This is a genomic window from Stutzerimonas stutzeri (genome assembly GCF_000219605.1).
Taxonomy (GTDB): domain Bacteria; phylum Pseudomonadota; class Gammaproteobacteria; order Pseudomonadales; family Pseudomonadaceae; genus Stutzerimonas; species Stutzerimonas stutzeri.
The window spans coordinates 1-15,710 of sequence record NC_015740.1 but is presented as its reverse complement, the minus strand read 5'-3'; the positions used below and the strand labels follow the sequence as shown (position 1 = coordinate 15,710).

12 protein-coding genes and 1 other annotated feature are annotated in these 15,710 nt (G+C 60.7%); of the genes, 3 read left to right on the top strand and 9 right to left on the bottom strand.

Annotation, left to right across the window (positions count from 1 at the left end; genetic code table 11):
• Nucleotides 1–7 precede the first annotated feature (7 nt).
• The gene (locus PSTAB_RS00060; RefSeq protein WP_013981182.1) at nt 8–1,378 is read left to right on the top strand and encodes a GGDEF domain-containing protein; all 1,371 of its coding nucleotides are present in this window, start codon (nt 8–10) and stop codon (nt 1,376–1,378) included.
• A 72-nt stretch (nt 1,379–1,450) separates the two neighbouring features.
• Here PSTAB_RS00060 and ahpF read toward each other — a convergent pair whose 3' ends face one another.
• Nucleotides 1,451–3,013 carry an alkyl hydroperoxide reductase subunit F gene (gene ahpF, locus PSTAB_RS00055; protein ID WP_013981181.1) on the bottom strand — a complete coding sequence of 521 codons (1,563 nt, stop codon included), beginning with the start codon at nt 3,011–3,013 and terminating at the stop codon, nt 1,451–1,453.
• A gap of 281 nt (nt 3,014–3,294) precedes the next feature.
• On the opposite strand from ahpF, the gene istA reads away from it, so the two are divergent.
• Together istA and istB are read left to right on the top strand one after the other, a co-directional pair.
• Nucleotides 3,295–4,794, top strand: coding sequence for an IS21-like element ISPst3 family transposase (gene istA, locus PSTAB_RS00050; protein ID WP_148263431.1), 1,500 nt, complete (start codon nt 3,295–3,297; stop codon nt 4,792–4,794).
• Complete coding sequence (istB, locus tag PSTAB_RS00045; RefSeq protein ID WP_011911830.1) at nt 4,787–5,590, top strand: IS21-like element ISPst3 family helper ATPase IstB; 804 nt, start codon at nt 4,787–4,789, stop codon at nt 5,588–5,590. Before istA ends, istB begins: the two co-directional genes overlap by 8 nt.
• Nucleotides 5,591–5,744: 154 nt before the next feature.
• On the opposite strand, the gene PSTAB_RS21015 is transcribed toward istB, so the two are convergent.
• From PSTAB_RS21015 to dnaA, 8 genes are all read right to left on the bottom strand, one after another.
• Nucleotides 5,745–5,927, bottom strand: a complete 183-nt coding sequence (locus tag PSTAB_RS21015; protein WP_080564956.1) for a hypothetical protein — start codon at nt 5,925–5,927, stop codon at nt 5,745–5,747.
• Entirely contained in the window at nt 5,924–6,793 is an 870-nt protein-coding gene (locus PSTAB_RS00040; protein ID WP_013981179.1) for an N-6 DNA methylase, read from the bottom strand. Before PSTAB_RS00040 ends, PSTAB_RS21015 begins: the two co-directional genes overlap by 4 nt.
• Nucleotides 6,790–8,012, bottom strand: a protein-coding gene (locus PSTAB_RS00035; RefSeq protein ID WP_125884310.1) for an IS3 family transposase whose coding sequence is annotated in 2 segments (ribosomal slippage) — nt 6,790–7,727 and nt 7,727–8,012 — 1,224 coding nt in all. Because the reading frame shifts where the segments join, the coding sequence is not laid out codon by codon here. The genes PSTAB_RS00040 and PSTAB_RS00035 overlap by 4 nt, the downstream gene beginning before the upstream one ends.
• Nucleotides 7,618–7,734, bottom strand: a sequence feature (AL1L pseudoknot). (Overlaps the previous gene by 117 nt.)
• Complete coding sequence (locus PSTAB_RS00025; RefSeq protein WP_013981176.1) at nt 7,984–8,850, bottom strand: class I SAM-dependent DNA methyltransferase; 867 nt, start codon at nt 8,848–8,850, stop codon at nt 7,984–7,986. The genes PSTAB_RS00035 and PSTAB_RS00025 overlap by 29 nt, the downstream gene beginning before the upstream one ends.
• A 266-nt stretch (nt 8,851–9,116) precedes the next feature.
• Entirely contained in the window at nt 9,117–11,531 is a 2,415-nt protein-coding gene (gene gyrB / locus PSTAB_RS00020) for a DNA topoisomerase (ATP-hydrolyzing) subunit B (RefSeq protein WP_013981175.1), read from the bottom strand.
• Entirely contained in the window at nt 11,528–12,640 is a 1,113-nt protein-coding gene (gene recF, locus PSTAB_RS00015; RefSeq protein ID WP_013981174.1) for a DNA replication/repair protein RecF, read from the bottom strand. Before recF ends, gyrB begins: the two co-directional genes overlap by 4 nt.
• Nucleotides 12,641–12,649: 9 nt before the next feature.
• Nucleotides 12,650–13,753, bottom strand: a complete 1,104-nt coding sequence (gene dnaN / locus PSTAB_RS00010) for a DNA polymerase III subunit beta (RefSeq protein ID WP_011911253.1) — start codon at nt 13,751–13,753, stop codon at nt 12,650–12,652.
• Nucleotides 13,754–13,786: 33 nt separating this feature from the next.
• Complete coding sequence (gene dnaA / locus PSTAB_RS00005; RefSeq protein WP_013981173.1) at nt 13,787–15,247, bottom strand: chromosomal replication initiator protein DnaA; 1,461 nt, start codon at nt 15,245–15,247, stop codon at nt 13,787–13,789.
• Nucleotides 15,248–15,710: the final 463 nt, after the last annotated feature.

Genomic DNA, 15,710 nt, shown 5'->3' with positions numbered 1-15,710 from the left:
AGTCCCTATGCAGCAAATACCCAACCATCAGCTGGTCGCCGAGTGGCTGCGCCTGCTGGACGGCTATCCGGCCGAAGCCGCCGCCGCTCTGCAGGCGGTGACCGCCGAGAAGAGCCAGGAACTGGCCGAGCACTTCTATTCGCAGATGCTCGCCGATCCCCATTCGGCCAGCTTCCTGTCCCACGATCAGGTGAAGAACCGCCTCGGCAAATCGATGCAGAAGTGGATCGTGACGGTCTGTTCATCGACGGCCCACAGCGACCTTAATGCCGTGATCGACCTGCAGCGCAAGGTCGGCGACATCCACGCGCGTATCGAGATACCGGTCAGCCTGGTGCTGCGCGGCTCCCGCTCGCTCAAGGGTCGCCTGCGCCAGTTGCTGGAACAACGCGAGCTCGCCGAGCCGATCAGGCGCAAGGCCGCGCGCATGGGGGCCGACCTGATCGACCTGGCGGTGGAGATCATCTGCTTCGCCTATTCCCAGTCCCATGACCGCAACTCGCGAGCCGAGGAAGCCTATCGGCTGTTCTCCGTGTCGCAGAACATCGGTGTCGAGAAGGAGCGCCAGCGCGCGGCACTGCTGGACTGGGAGAACCAGCTGATGTTCGACCTGGCCATCGGCAACCTCACCGGCACGCTGCCGCAGCTGGCCGGCTCCGAGTTCGGCCTGTGGTTCCGCCACAAGGCTTCCCATGCCTTCCAGGGCTCACCGGAGAGCGCGAGCATCCTCGAGTACATCACGCAGATCGATGAAGAGCTCAAGGTCATCGCCACGCTGGACGATGCCGCCGGACGCCTGGGCAAGCTGCATCAGATCCGCGAGCAGACGCGCTCGATCAAGTTCCTGCTCGACAGCCTGTTCGAGCAGGCCAACGATCTGGAGGCTGGCCGTGATGTCCTGACGCGGCTGCTCAATCGAAAATTCCTGCCGGTGGTGATGGCCAAGGAAGTGCTCTACGCGCGCCAGTCGAACAACACCTTCGGTGTGCTCGCCATCGACGTCGATCACTTCAAGCGCATCAACGACACCCATGGCCACGACGCTGGCGACCAGATTCTTCAGCAGGTCGGCGCGCTGCTGGCGAGCAACACCCGCGGCGGCGACTATGCGTTCCGCCTGGGGGGCGAAGAGTTCCTGCTGGTGCTGGTGGACATCGATACCAACAAGGCGCTGGCGGCTGCCGAGAAACTGCGCGAACGCATCGCCCGCGAGCACTTCCGCCTGTCCAGCGGCGAGGTGCTGCAGGTGACGGTCAGCATCGGTATGGCGGTGCACGACGGTCACCCCGACTACGAACGCCTGCTGCAACAGGCCGATCAGGCGCTCTATCAGGCCAAGCACGGCGGGCGCAATCGCTGCGTGCTATACGCCGGCTGAAGGAACGCCGGCCGTGAACGCGAAAAAGGGGAGCAACCTCAGGTTGCTCCCCTTTTTGTTTGCCGAGCCCGATCAGGCCGGCGCGGAGGTGCGGATCAGGTGATCGAAGGCGCTCAGCGAGGCCTTGGCGCCTTCACCGACGGCGATCACGATCTGCTTGTACGGCACCGTGGTCACGTCACCGGCGGCGAACACGCCGGGGATGCTGGTCTGGCCCTTGGCGTCGACGATGATCTCGCCGAAACGCGACAGCTCCAGGGTGCCCTTGAGCCATTCGCTGTTGGGCAGCAGGCCGATCTGCACGAAGATGCCTTCCAGCTCGACGCTGTGCACCTCGTCGTTGGTGCGGTCCTTGTAGACCAGGCCCGTGACCTTCTGGCCGTCGCCCTTGACCTCGGTGGTCTGCGCCATCTTCAGCACGCGGACGTTGGGCAGGCTGTTGAGCTTGCGCTGCAGCACGGCGTCGGCACGCAGGTCTTCGCCGAATTCCAGCAGGGTCACGTGGGCGACGATGCCGGCCAGGTCGATGGCCGCTTCCACGCCGGAGTTGCCACCGCCGATCACCGCCACGCGCTTGCCCTTGAACAGCGGGCCGTCGCAGTGCGGGCAGTAGGCGACGCCGCGGCCGCGGTATTCCTGCTCGCCCGGCACGTTCATTTCGCGCCAGCGCGCGCCAGTGGCGAGGATCAGGGTCTTGGCCTTGAGCTCGCCGCCGTTCTCGAACTGCACCCGGTGCAGGCCATCGGCACCAGCCGGGATCAGCTGGCTGGCGCGCTGCAGGTTCATGATGTCGACCTCGTACTCGCGCACGTGCTCTTCCAGCGCGCGGGCCAGTTTCGGGCCTTCGGTTTCCTTCACCGAGATGAAGTTCTCGATGGCCATGGTGTCCAGCACCTGACCGCCGAAGCGCTCGGCCGCGACGCCGGTGCGGACGCCCTTGCGCGCGGCGTAGATGGCCGCTGCGGCGCCAGCCGGGCCGCCGCCGACCACCAGCACGTCGAAGGCGTCCTTGGCCTTGAGCTTCTCGGCATCACGGGCGCTGGAACCGGTGTCGAGCTTGGCGAGGATCTCTTCCTCGCTCATGCGGCCCTGGGTGAACAGCTCGCCGTTGAGGTAGATGCTCGGCACCGACATGATCTGCCGCGCTTCGACTTCATCCTGGAACAGCGCGCCGTCGATGGCCACGTGCTTGACGTTCGGGTTGAGCACGGCCATCAGGTTCAGCGCCTGGACCACGTCCGGGCAGTTCTGGCAGGACAGCGAGAAGTAGGTTTCGAAGCGGTAGTCGCCGTCGAGCGCCTTGATCTGCTCAATGACTTCCGGCGCGGTCTTCGACGGGTGGCCGCCGACCTGCAGCAAGGCCAGCACCAGCGAGGTGAACTCGTGGCCCATGGGGATGCCGGCGAAACGCAGGCTGATGTTGCCGCCGATGCGGTTGAGCGAGAACGACGGCTTGCGCGCATCGTCGCCGTCGGTCTTCAAGGTGATCTTGTCGCTGAGGCCGGCGATGTCCTGCAGCAGGCTCAGCAGCTCCCGGGATTTCTCGCCGTCATCGAGGGACGCGACGATCTCGAAGGGCTGGGTGACCTTCTCCAGGTAGGCTTTCAACTGGGTCTTGAGATTGGAATCCAACATTGGCGACTTACCCCGTCAAAGTGTATTAGCCCTGAGGGCTCTTAAGATGAATGACTCGAATGGGGCAAACTCTACTCCGCAGTAGGGCTATTCCGAAATTGATTAAAACAGTCGCTTCGATTTGATCTGCCTATGCTGAAAATGAAAACCCCAGCCGAGGCCGGGGTGTTGCCGCTGACCGAAAACTGACCCAGTAGAGGCTGTTCTGCCGACTGAAAACTGACCCAGGTGTTCAACTGCTCCTGCTCAATTTTTGAGCAGGAGAACACAGGGTGATCAGTATGGAAATGATGGGCAAAATCCGCCGGATGTATTTCCGCGACAAGCTGTCGCTGCATGAGATAGCCAAGCGCACCGGGTTGGCGCGCAACACGATTCGCAAGTGGGTCAGAGCACCTGAGGCCAAGCCGCCGGTCTACCAACGCCGCGCGATCTTCAACAAACTCAGCCCTTTTCACGCCACGCTGGAGCAGGCGCTAAAAGCCGATTCGCTGCGGCCCAAGCAACAGCAGCGCAGTGCCAAGGCGCTGTTGGCGCAAATCAAAGCCGAAGGTTATGACGGTGGCTACAGCCAGCTCACCGCGTTTATCCGTGCCTGGCGAGGGGGACAGGGCAAGGCGTCGCAGGCCTTTGTGCCGCTGACCTTTGCTCTTGGCGAGGCGTTTCAGTTTGACTGGAGCGAGGAAGGCTTGCTGGTCGGCGGCATTTACCGGCGTATGCAGGTGGCACATCTGAAGCTGTGTGCCAGCCGTGCGTTCTGGCTTGTGGCGTATCCGAGCCAGGGCCATGAGATGTTATTTGACGCCCATACACGCTCGTTCGGCTCCTTGGGCGGCGTGCCGCGCCGGGGCATCTACGACAACATGAAGACCGCCGTCGACAAGGTCAATAAGGGCAAAGGCCGGGCGGTGAATGCGCGCTTTGCGGTGATGTGCGCGCATTACCTGTTCGATCCGGACTTCTGCAACGTCGCCGCTGGTTGGGAAAAGGGCATCGTTGAAAAGAACGTGCAAGACAGCCGCAGGCGTATCTGGCTAGACGCCCAGGACTGCCAGTTTCACTCCGTCGAGGAACTCAATGCCTGGCTGGGCCAGCGCTGCCGCGCGCTTTGGAACGAGCTGACGCACCCTCAATACAGCGGGCTGAGTGTGGCCGAAGTGCTGGAGTTGGAGCGCGCTGAACTGATGCCTGTGCCAGCGCCATTCGACGGTTACGTCGAGCGGCCTGCGCGGGTCTCCAGCACCTGCCTGGTCAGCGTCGGGCGCAACCGCTACTCGGTGCCGTGTGAGTACGCGGGTAAGTGGGTCAGCAGCCGTTTGTATCCGACGCGAATCGAGGTGGTGGCTGACGACGCGCTGATCGCCAGCCATGTCCGCTTGCTGGATCGCGACCAGGTCAGCTATGACTGGCAGCACTACCTCCCGCTGATCGAACGCAAGCCCGGTGCGCTGCGCAACGGCGCGCCCTTTGCTGATCTGCCGGCGCCGCTGCGTCAGCTTAAGCACGGTCTGGAGCGTCATGCCGGCGGTGACCGGATCATGGCGCAAGTTCTGGCTGCCGTACCAGTCGCCGGGCTCGATGCGGTGCTGGTGGCTGTTGAGCTGGTACTGGAAAGCGGCAGCCTGAGCGCCGAACACATCCTCAATGTCGTGGCGCGCCTGGCCGCGACCGAACCACCACCCAGCGTCGAAACCCACTTGTCGCTCAAGGAAGCCCCCGTCGCTAACACGGCGCGCTACGACCGCCTGCGTGGCCAGGCCGAGGAGGTCGGTCATGCGTGATTTGATGGCGGAACTCAAGGAGCTGCGCCTGCACGGCATGGCCACGGCCTGGGCGGAGTTAACTGCACAGGGTGAGTCGAACACAGCCTCGTCCAAGTGGCTGCTCGAACACCTGCTGGAACAAGAGCACACAGATCGCGCCATGCGCTCGGTGAGCCACCAGATGAACATGGCCAAGCTGCCGATGCACCGCGATCTGGCCAGCTTCGATTTCAACGCCTCTAGCGCCGACGCACGCCTGATCAGCGAGCTGGCCAGCCTGGCCTTTACCGACACCGCGCAGAACGTGGTGCTGATCGGTGGGCCAGGCACCGGTAAAACCCACCTAGCCACCGCGCTGGCCGTGTCCGGCATCACCCGGCACGGTAAGCGCGTGCGCTTCTACTCCACGGTCGATCTGGTCAATCTGCTGGAGCGCGAAAAACACGACGGCAAAGCCGGGCGGATCGCCCAGGCACTGCTGCGCATGGATCTGGTCATCCTCGACGAACTGGGTTATCTGCCGTTCAGCCAGGCTGGCGGTGCGTTGCTGTTTCACCTGCTGTCCAAGCTGTACGAACACACCAGCGTGGTGATCACCACCAACCTGAGCTTCGCCGAATGGTCGAGCGTGTTCGGCGACGCCAAGATGACCACCGCCCTGCTGGATCGGCTGACCCACCACTGCCATATCGTCGAAACCGGTAACGAGTCCTATCGCCTGCAACACAGTAGCTTGGCGGCCCAGGCCAAGATCAAATCACGGGAGCGAAAGCGTAAGGGCGGCCAGGAACCGGAGGACGATGAGCCGTTCTGATTTCATGGCGACGACGGCCTGCTACATGGCTGCGTGTGGCAGGTCTTAAACAACTGAACTGGGCTAGCGAAGGAGTGGGGGCAACAGCAGCTGCGCTGGTAGACTTATCCACAGTTGCTGGTAACAAAATCAGCAATCCGCCCTGGGTCAAATTTCAATCGGCAGGGTGGGTCAATTTTCCATCAGCGCCAACACATCCAGAGTCAGTTTCAACAGCATTGACGCTAACACCTGCTTGCAGCGCGGTGACAAAGTCTCCAATTACGCCCATTTCCCAGTCGGATGTGACGGCTCCGATAGGCGTGTCCTGAAGCGAGCCGGAAACGCCTTGGCTCATGCCCCGATCTCCAGCAGACCCAACTCCATCAGATAACCATTTAACCGCACATCAATCTGCGCCTCTTCATCGGCGAGTGCCGCTAGTTTCGCCAAGGTGGCTGTCACGTCCACCGCGTCATCGGACTTACCGTTATCAATATAACGGGCAATATTGAGGTTACCGGCGTTGCTGAGGATTTCGTCTAGCGTCACGACCCGACAGTAGTTCTCAACCTCGACTTGCTGCTCAAATGCCGCCTTATGGGTATTAACGATGCGCGTGATGTCTTCAACGCGAAGACTGTTTTGCGCCTTGCCTTCTAAGTAGTCACGGCTGGCATCGATGATGATGACCTTGCCCTTAAGTGCAGCAGGTTTCTGCTTATTAAGTATCAACACACAGGCCGGAATACCGGTGTTATAGAAAAGGGCCGACGGTAGGCCCACGATGGCCTCAATCAGATCACCCGCCTGATTGCCGTTAGCCGCATCTGTGCCGAACAGAAGCCCCTCGCGAATCTTGCCTTCCTCGCCGCTACGGAACAGTACACCGTGGGGCAGGATGACCCCCATACGGCCATCAGCCTTGAGACTGGCCAGCATATGTTGAGCGAAAGCGAGGTCGGCATAGCCTCGCGGCGGGATGCCATAGACCAGTCGACCGAAAGGGTCGCTGACCTGCTTGTAGTTTGGCGCTTTGGCCTTCTTGCCATTCTCCTGCTCGTTCTCGTTGCTTAGCTCCAACGGAGTCCACCAGGACTTGGCCGAGAACGGCGGATTGGCAATTACCCGGTCGAAGGTCTTCAGATAGTCACCGTCTAGATGCTTGGGCTCAACCAGAGTGAACCGCCCCGCATTGTCCGGAGGCTCTTTGGTGTGAGTCATGCCGCTTGGGCAGACTCGGTAAGGTGTCGATAGTAGATCGCTTCGGCTTCCGCCGGCGGTATGTTCCCGATGGGCTCCAGCAATCGTCGGTGGTTGAACCAGTCCACCCATGCCAGCGTTGCCAGTTCCACCGCCTCGCGGCTCTGCCATGACCGCCGGTGGATTACCTCGGCTTTGTACAGGCCGTTGATGGTCTCGGCCAAGGCATTGTCATAGGAGTCGCCTACGCTGCCCACCGAGGGCTCGACGCCAGCTTCGGCCAGGCGCTCGGTGTAGCGGATAGAAACATATTGCACGCCGCGGTCGCTGTGATGGATGAGGCCGCCTTGATCGACCGGGCGGCGGGCATACAAGGCCTGCTCCAGCGCATCGAGAACGAAGTCGGTACGGGCCGAACTGGAGACCCGCCAGCCAACGATCCGTCGGGCGAACACGTCGATGACGAAGGCCACATAGACGAAGCCTTGCCAGGTACTGACGTAGGTGAAGTCCGACACCCAGAGCGCGTTTGGCCGCTCGGCGCGGAACTGGCGATTGACCTTGTCCAGCGGGCACGGAGTCGCCTTGTCGCTGACAGTGGTCTTGACTGGTTTGCCGCGCACGACGCCTTTGAGCCCCAGCCGACGCATCAGCCGCTCCACCGTACAGCGCGCCGCTACCACGCCTTCACGCCTGAGTTGGCGCCAGACCTTGCGCGCACCGTAGACGTGGAAGTTTTCGTTCCAGACCCGTTGAATATGCGTGCTCAACACATCGTCACGTCGTGCTCGCCGAGAGCGTCGCTCGGGGTCGGTCTGGCAGCGTGCATGCGCGTAGTAGGTCGATGGAGCGATCGGCAGCACCCGGCAGATCGGCTCGACTCCATAAACCGCACGGTATTCGTCGATGAACGCCTTCATGGCTTGAAGCGGCGGTCGAGCTCCGCCTGAGCAAAATATGCGGACGCCTTGCGCAGGATCTCGTTGGCCTGACGCAACTCACGCACTTCACGCTCCAGGGACTTGATCCGCTCGCGTTCGCTGGTGGTCTGGCCTTCACGTTTGCCGCTGTCGCGTTCGGTCTGGCGCACCCAGCGGCGCAGCGTTTCAGCAGTACAACCGATCTTGGCGGCGATCGAGCAGATCGCAGCCCACTCCGACTCATGGTCGTCCTGGTGTTCCACTACAAGCCGAACCGCCCGCTCACGGACTTCAGGGGAATACTTCGTCGATGATTTCATAGCTCCATCCTCTCAAGAGTTGGAGCCTCCGGGGAAGTCGGGGCGGTTCAAGAGTGTCTCCACGCTCAATGGAGGCGTGCATGTTGTGCAGGTAAAGATTGAGCTTGGCGATAGCCCAGGTGCCCAGGTTCTTTTCTTGCCCGTAAAGGAGCACGTTAGGCTTGCCCATCAGGGTGCCATTGGGCAAGTTGGACACATGGTGGGCGCTCTCAACCAGCATGCCGCCACTGCCGCAGGTGGGGTCATACACACTGTGGCCGGGTTGCGGATCAATCAGCTCAACCACTAATTGCACCACGGCCTTGGGCGTATAGAACTCGCCACCTTTTTTACCGGCGTCGTCGGCAAACTGCTTGATCAGATACTCGTAGGCATCGCCCAGCATGTCGGCCTTGTACAGGTCGTCATTGCCCAGCTTGTACTGGTTAAAGTGGCGCAGCAAACGCTGCAAGGTGGCATCCGACAGCACCCGCTTATCGCCGTACTGCGTAGCGGTCAACACATGTTGCAGTTCAGGGTTGTTGGCCTCGATGGTCGCGAAAGCCTTATCGAGGGCTTCACCAATATTCTCGGTGCGAGATATCAGATCGAACCAACGGGCACTAATCGGGAATTTGCCCCATTTATCCTCAATCTCATCCTGAGCATCGCCAAAGCTCAGGCCTTCGTCCTTCATCAGCTTGGCAATACGCTCTTCGAACACATCGTTGTAACGTTTGAGGAAGAGCAGGCCGAAGATGTAGTTCTTGAAGTCGGAGGAGTCGATGGAACCGCGCAGGATGTTGGCGGACTCCCAGAGCCAGGACTCCAGCGTTTCGAGTGACAGCTTGTCAGCCATGGGTAAATCAATCCCTATACAAAGCACGACGCCCAGCACCTGGCGATTGCTGCCATGCCGCCTAGGCGTATCAGAAAAATGTGGGCTCGATTCTACAAGTCGACGCCACTTGAAGCCCGAAAAATCAATTCCCCATGAACGACAAAACCCCGGCAGACCTTTCAGTCAACCGGGGTTTCCAGGAGGAGGGCAGCAGGCAATTAACTTTGGCCTAACCCTCTAACTTTGGCCGAATGGGCAGATAACTTTGTCCACCTACAACCGCATCAGAAGTCCAGATTCGAGACCGCCAGTGCGTTGGTTTCGATGAACTCCCGGCGGGGTTCCACTGCATCGCCCATCAGCGTGTTGAAGATCTGGTCCGCCGCGATGGCGTCTTCGATCGTCACCTTGAGCATGCGCCGGACGTTCGGGTCCATGGTGGTTTCCCAGAGTTGGTCCGGGTTCATCTCGCCGAGACCCTTGTAGCGCTGAACGCTGTGTCGACGGGTGCCCTCATTCATCAGCCAGTCCAGCGCTTCCTTGAAGCTGGCGACCGGCTTCTTGCGCTCGCCACGCTGCACATAGGCACCTTCTTCCAGCAGACTGTTGAGCTTCTCGCCCAGCGCGGTCACCGTGCGGTAATCGTTGCTGCCGAAGAAATCACGGTTGAAGGTGATGTAGCTGGCCAGGCCGTGGGAGCTGATCTCCACCTCCGGGAGCCACAGGTGGCGTTCCTTGTCCTCGCGCAGGCTGAGGTTGTAGACCAGCCCGGACCGCTCGCCGCCCTTGAGCCGCGCGCTGTACTGCTCGAGCCAGGCCTGCATCGCGGAGTGGTCAGCCAGCTGCTCGAGCGTGACCCGAGGCAGATAGATGAAGTGCTCGGTCAGCTCCAGTGGGTACAGCCGCGACAGGCGCTGCAGAGTCTTCATCACCGTACGGTAGTCGTTGACCAGTCTTTCCAGCGCTTCGCCGGCGAGGCCTGGGGCGTCCTCGTTGACGTGCAGGCTCGCCTCTTCGAGGGCCGACTGGGTGAGGTATTCCTCCATCGCCTCGTCGTCCTTGATGTACTGCTCCTGCTTGCCGCGCTTGACCTTGTATAGCGGCGGTTGCGCGATATACACGTAGCCACGCTCGATCAGCTCGGGCAACTGGCGGAAGAAGAAGGTCAGCAGCAGGGTGCGGATGTGCGAACCGTCGACGTCAGCATCGGTCATGATGATGATGTTGTGGTACCGCAGCTTGTCGATGTTGTATTCCTCGCGGCCGATGCCGCAACCCAGCGCGGTGATCAGCGTGCCGACTTCCTGGGACGAGAGCATCTTGTCGAAGCGTGCCTTCTCGACGTTGAGAATCTTGCCCTTGAGCGGGAGGATCGCCTGGGTCTTGCGATTGCGGCCCTGCTTGGCCGAGCCACCCGCGGAGTCACCCTCCACGATGTACAGTTCGGACAGCGCAGGATCCTTCTCCTGACAGTCGGCAAGCTTGCCCGGCAGGCCGGCGATATCCAGCGCGCCTTTGCGCCGGGTCATTTCCCGTGCCTTGCGCGCAGCCTCACGGGCGCGGGCAGCGTCGATCATCTTGCCGACTACCGCCTTCGCCTCGTTTGGATGCTCCAGCAGGAAGTCGGCGAAGTACTTGCCCATCTCCTGTTCCACCGCGGTCTTCACCTCGGAGGAAACCAGCTTGTCCTTGGTCTGGGAACTGAACTTCGGATCCGGCACCTTGACCGAGATGATCGCGGTCAGACCTTCACGCGCATCGTCACCGGTGGTGGCGATCTTGTGCTTCTTCGCCAGGCCTTCCTGCTCGATGTAGTTGTTCAGGTTACGCGTCAGTGCGGAGCGGAAGCCGGCCAGGTGAGTGCCGCCGTCACGCTGGGGAATGTTGTTGGTAAAGCAGAGGATGTTCTCGTTGAAGCTGTCGTTCCACTGCAGCGCGACTTCCACGCCGACGCCATCGTCACGCTGGACGTTGAAGTGGAACACCTGATTCACCGCGGTCTTGTTGGTGTTCAGGTAGGCGACGAAGGCGCTGAGGCCGCCTTCGTACTTGAACAGTTCTTCCTTGGCCGTGCGTTCGTCGCGCAGAACGATACCCACGCCGGAATTGAGAAAGGACAGTTCGCGGAGACGCTTGGCCAGAATGTCCCAGCTGAAATGGATGTTCTGGAAGGTCTCGGCGGAGGGTTTGAAATGGATCTGCGTGCCCGACGTATCGGTCTCGCCCACGGCCGCGAGCGGCGCTTGCGGGACACCATGGCGATAGAGCTGTTCCCACACCTTGCCTTCGCGGCGGATGGTCAGCAGCAGCTCCTCGGACAATGCATTCACTACCGAGACACCCACGCCGTGCAGGCCACCGGATACCTTGTAGGAGTTGTCGTCGAACTTACCGCCTGCGTGCAGCACGGTCATGATGACCTCGGCTGCCGATACGCCTTCTTCGTGAATATCCACCGGAATGCCGCGGCCGTTATCGCGCACGGTGATGGATTCATCGGTATGGATGGTGATGGAAATATCGCTGCAGTAGCCGGCCAGCGCTTCATCGATCGAGTTATCGACGACTTCGAAGACCATGTGGTGCAGGCCGGTGCCGTCATCGGTGTCGCCGATATACATGCCAGGGCGCTTACGCACGGCATCAAGACCTTTCAGTACCTTGATGCTCGAAGAGTCGTACGTGTGGTTCTCACTCATGCCTTCACTCCCGAGGGGCCGTGGAGCTGGGTGATTTGCCCATGTTCCACGTGAAACATTGAGACTGGTGTCTGTTCACCCCAGCCTTCTTGCAAAACGGTTGAATCGACGCAGGTAATAAACACCTGACAGTTCAGCTGTTCGAGCAACCTGCACAACGCCAGTCGGTGCTGCGCATCCAGCTCCGAGGGCAGGTCGTCGACCAGATAAATGCATTGCCCGCGCTTGGCCTCGCTGACGAGATGACCTTGGGCAATGCGCAACGCACACACCACCAGCTTCTGTTGCCCACGCGACAACACTTCAGCCGCGTTATGACTGCCAACCTTCAGTCGCAGATCCGCGCGCTGCGGGCCGGACTGCGTATGGCCCATTGCGCGATCGCGCTCCAGTGACGAAGCCAGTACATCGACCAGTGGCCGATCCTTGTCCCAACCGCGGTAATAGCTCAGGGTCAGGCCATCCAGGTCCAACAGCGCCTTGAGCGTGGTCTCGAAGACCGGTTTCAGCGCTTGGATGTAAGCCCGGCGATAACCATCGATCTCGTCGCTGGCCAGGCTCAGTTCCCGGCTCCAGGCAGCGTCCGAAGCGCCGTCCAGTGTACCATGCCGGAGCCATGAGTTCCGTTGCCGCAGGGCCTGCTGCAGGCGCTGCCAGGCACTCATGAATCGATGTTCCACGTGGAACACCCCCCAATCGAGGAACTGCCTGCGCAGTTTGGGAGCGCCCTCCAGCAAGCGGAAACTGTCAGGGTTGATCAGCTGCAGCGGCAGGGTGTCAGCCAACTCGGCGGCAGAGCGAACGCTCTGCCCATCGATACGAATTCGGACTTCGCCACTGCGATCTCTGGAGACGCCCAGGGCTCGACTGTGCTGGTCCGGAAGCTCGACCTGGCCGAACACCGTGCAAGCCGGTTGCTCGTAGGTGATTACCGGATTCAGTCGAATACTGCGAAAGGAACGTGCGAGGCCGAGCAGATGGATGGCTTCCAGCAGGCTCGTCTTGCCGCTGCCGTTGTCGCCGAAGAGGATGTTGATGCGCGGGGAAGGGGTCAGCGTCACCGGGTGCAGATTGCGAACCCCGGTGACGGAGAGACGGCTGAGGGACATTAAGCGGGGTTACAGACGCATCGGCATCACGACGTAGGCGGAATCGTCGTTATCGAACTCCTGCACCAGCGCGCTGCTGTTGGCGTCGGAGAGAATCAGCCGCACCTGCTCGGTAGTCATCACGCCGAGGACATCGAGCAGATAGCTGACGTTGAAACCGATCTCCAGCGAACCGCCGTTGTAGTCGACGGCGACTTCTTCCTCGGCTTCCTCCTGCTCCGGGTTGTTGGCCTGGATTTTCAACAGGCCGCTTTCCAGCTGCAGGCGAATGCCGCGGTACTTTTCGTTGGAGAGGATCGCGGTGCGACTGAACGCCTCGCGCAGCAGCTGGCGATCACCGACCACCAGTTTGTCACCGCCCCGCGGCAGCACGCGCTCGTAGTCGGGGAACTTGCCATCCACCAACTTGGAGGTGAAGGTGAACTCGCCGGTGGTGGCGCGAATGTGATGCTGACCCAGCACGATGCTGACCTCGGCATCCTGGTCGTTGAGCAGGCGCGCCAGTTCCAGAATACCCTTGCGCGGAACGATCACCTGGTGGCGATCGGGCTGTTCGATGCCGGCCTGCATCGAACACATGGCCAGGCGATGGCCATCGGTGGCGACGGCACGCAACATGCCGCTGGACACTTCGATCAGCATGCCGTTGAGGTAATAGCGCACATCCTGCTGGGCCATGGCGAACGCGCTGCGCTCGATGAGCTTGCGCAGCTTGCCCTGCGCGACGGTGAATGACAGCGAGCCCGGACCTTCTTCCACGGTAGGGAAATCGTTGGCCGGCAGGGTCGACAGCGTGAAGCGGCTGCGCCCCGACTTGATGACGACCTTCTGGTCATCCAGGCGAATGCTGATCAGCGCATCGCTCGGCAGGCTCTTGCAGATGTCCATGAGCTTGCGCGCAGGCACGGTGATCTCGCCAGGCTCGGCGGCATCTTCCAGCGCGACACGGCCCACCAGTTCGACTTCCAAGTCGGTACCGGTCAGCGACAGCTGCTGCCCCTGTACGACGAGAAGAACGTTGGACAGCACCGGCAAGGTCTGACGGCGCTCGACGACGCCAGCAACCAGTTGCAGGGGTTTCAACAGGGCTTCGCGCTGAATGGAAAAATGCATGGTCTGGTCCCTTGCCTATAGATTGGGTCGCACTCAGGTTGTCAAAGTTCGCAGCAAATTCTTGTAGTCTTCGCGTATGTCCGCATCCGTTTCCCGCAATTCGGCGATCTTACGGCAGGCGTGCAGCACCGTGGTGTGATCCCGACCGCCGAACGCGTCGCCGATCTCCGGCAGGCTGTGGTTGGTCAATTCCTTGGAGAGGGCCATGGCCACTTGCCGAGGACGCGCGACCGAACGGGAACGCCGCTTGGACAGCAGATCGGAAATCTTGATCTTGTAGTACTCGGCCACGGTGCGCTGAATATTGTCGACGCTGACCAGTTTATCCTGCAACGCCAGCAGGTCTTTCAGCGACTCACGGATCAGCTCGATGGTGATGTCGCGGCCCATGAAGTGGGCATGAGCGATCACGCGCTTCAGCGCACCCTCGAGTTCGCGGACATTGGAGCGAATACGCTGGGCAATGAAGAAGGCCGCATCATGGGGCAGGTCCACCTTGGCCTGATCCGCCTTCTTCATCAGGATCGCCACGCGGGTCTCCAGTTCGGGCGGCTCGACCGCTACGGTCAACCCCCAGCCGAAACGCGACTTCAGGCGCTCCTCGAGCCCATCGATCTCCTTCGGATAGCGGTCACTGGTAAGGATGACCTGCTGGCCGCCTTCGAGCAGCGCATTGAAAGTATGGAAGAACTCTTCCTGAGAGCGCTCCTTCTTCGCGAAGAACTGGATGTCATCGATCAGCAGCGCATCCACCGAACGATAGAAGCGCTTGAATTCGTTGATGGCGTTGAGCTGCAGGGCCTTGACCATGTCGGCGACGAAACGCTCCGAATGCAGGTACACCACTTTGGCATTCGGATTCTTCTTCAGCAGATGGTTGCCCACCGCATGCATCAGGTGGGTCTTGCCCAAACCCACGCCACCATAAAGGAAGAGCGGGTTGTAACCATGCTTCGGATTGTCCGCCACCTGCCAGGCGGCAGCCCGTGCCAGCTGGTTGGACTTGCCTTCGACGAAATTCTCGAAGGTGAAGGTGCGGTTCAGATAACTGGTGTGCTTGAGGCCACCTTCGACCTGCACGGTCCGCTCGGTACGCGGCGGCTCCGGCTCCGGTGTCTCGGCAACCAGCGGCTCGAAGCGGGGGGCCTGCTGTTGTACCGCTGCTGCGGGCGCGGCCGATTCGGCTGCGGCTGGCTGCGGCTGGGCACGCGCAGCGGCGGCGGCAGAGGGCAGGGCGGCGGCGGAGGTGCGCTTGCTACCTATAAGAAGGGAGAGTGCCGGTGCCAGTCCGGTCGAGCGCTCGGACAGCAGCTCAAGCAGGCGCGACAGGTACTTCTCGTTGACCCAGTCGAGCACGAAACGGTTGGGGGCATAAACGCGCAGCTCATCGCCGTCGCCTTCGACCTGCAGAGGACGAATCCATGTGTTGAATTGCTGAGCAGGCAGTTCATCGCGCAAAAGCTCAACACACTGCTGCCAAAGTTCCACCGACACGGAAGCTCCTATCGACTCTGTCGAGGTAAGAAGGCGGCCATTGTAGCCGTGCGCAGGCCGGTTATCCACAAGAACCCGACCCATGCCACTGCGAATCCGCGGCGTCCAGCACAATGAAAAGCTGCTCGGCAAGCTTGTTGATAACATTGCCTGAGACCGGTGTTTAAGACTGTGGGAAACCTCCGGATGACCCCGTCTGTGGATATGTCGAAGTTTAATCCCCAGGCTTCACAGAGCCTTCCCACCAGAGCCACACCGCTTTTCCACCTGTTTCAATAACGGTGAACGCCATGAACGGCGAGGCTTTCAGAAAGGTATCCACAGAAAGTCGAGCACACATACATAAGCATTACATCTTAAGAGCTTATATTTCTTTTCTTTCTTATCTATTTTTCAGCTCGATGGAACTGGTTGGAAATTGACCTGGCCGGACAGCTTCTCTACAATCGCCGGTCTCTTAAAA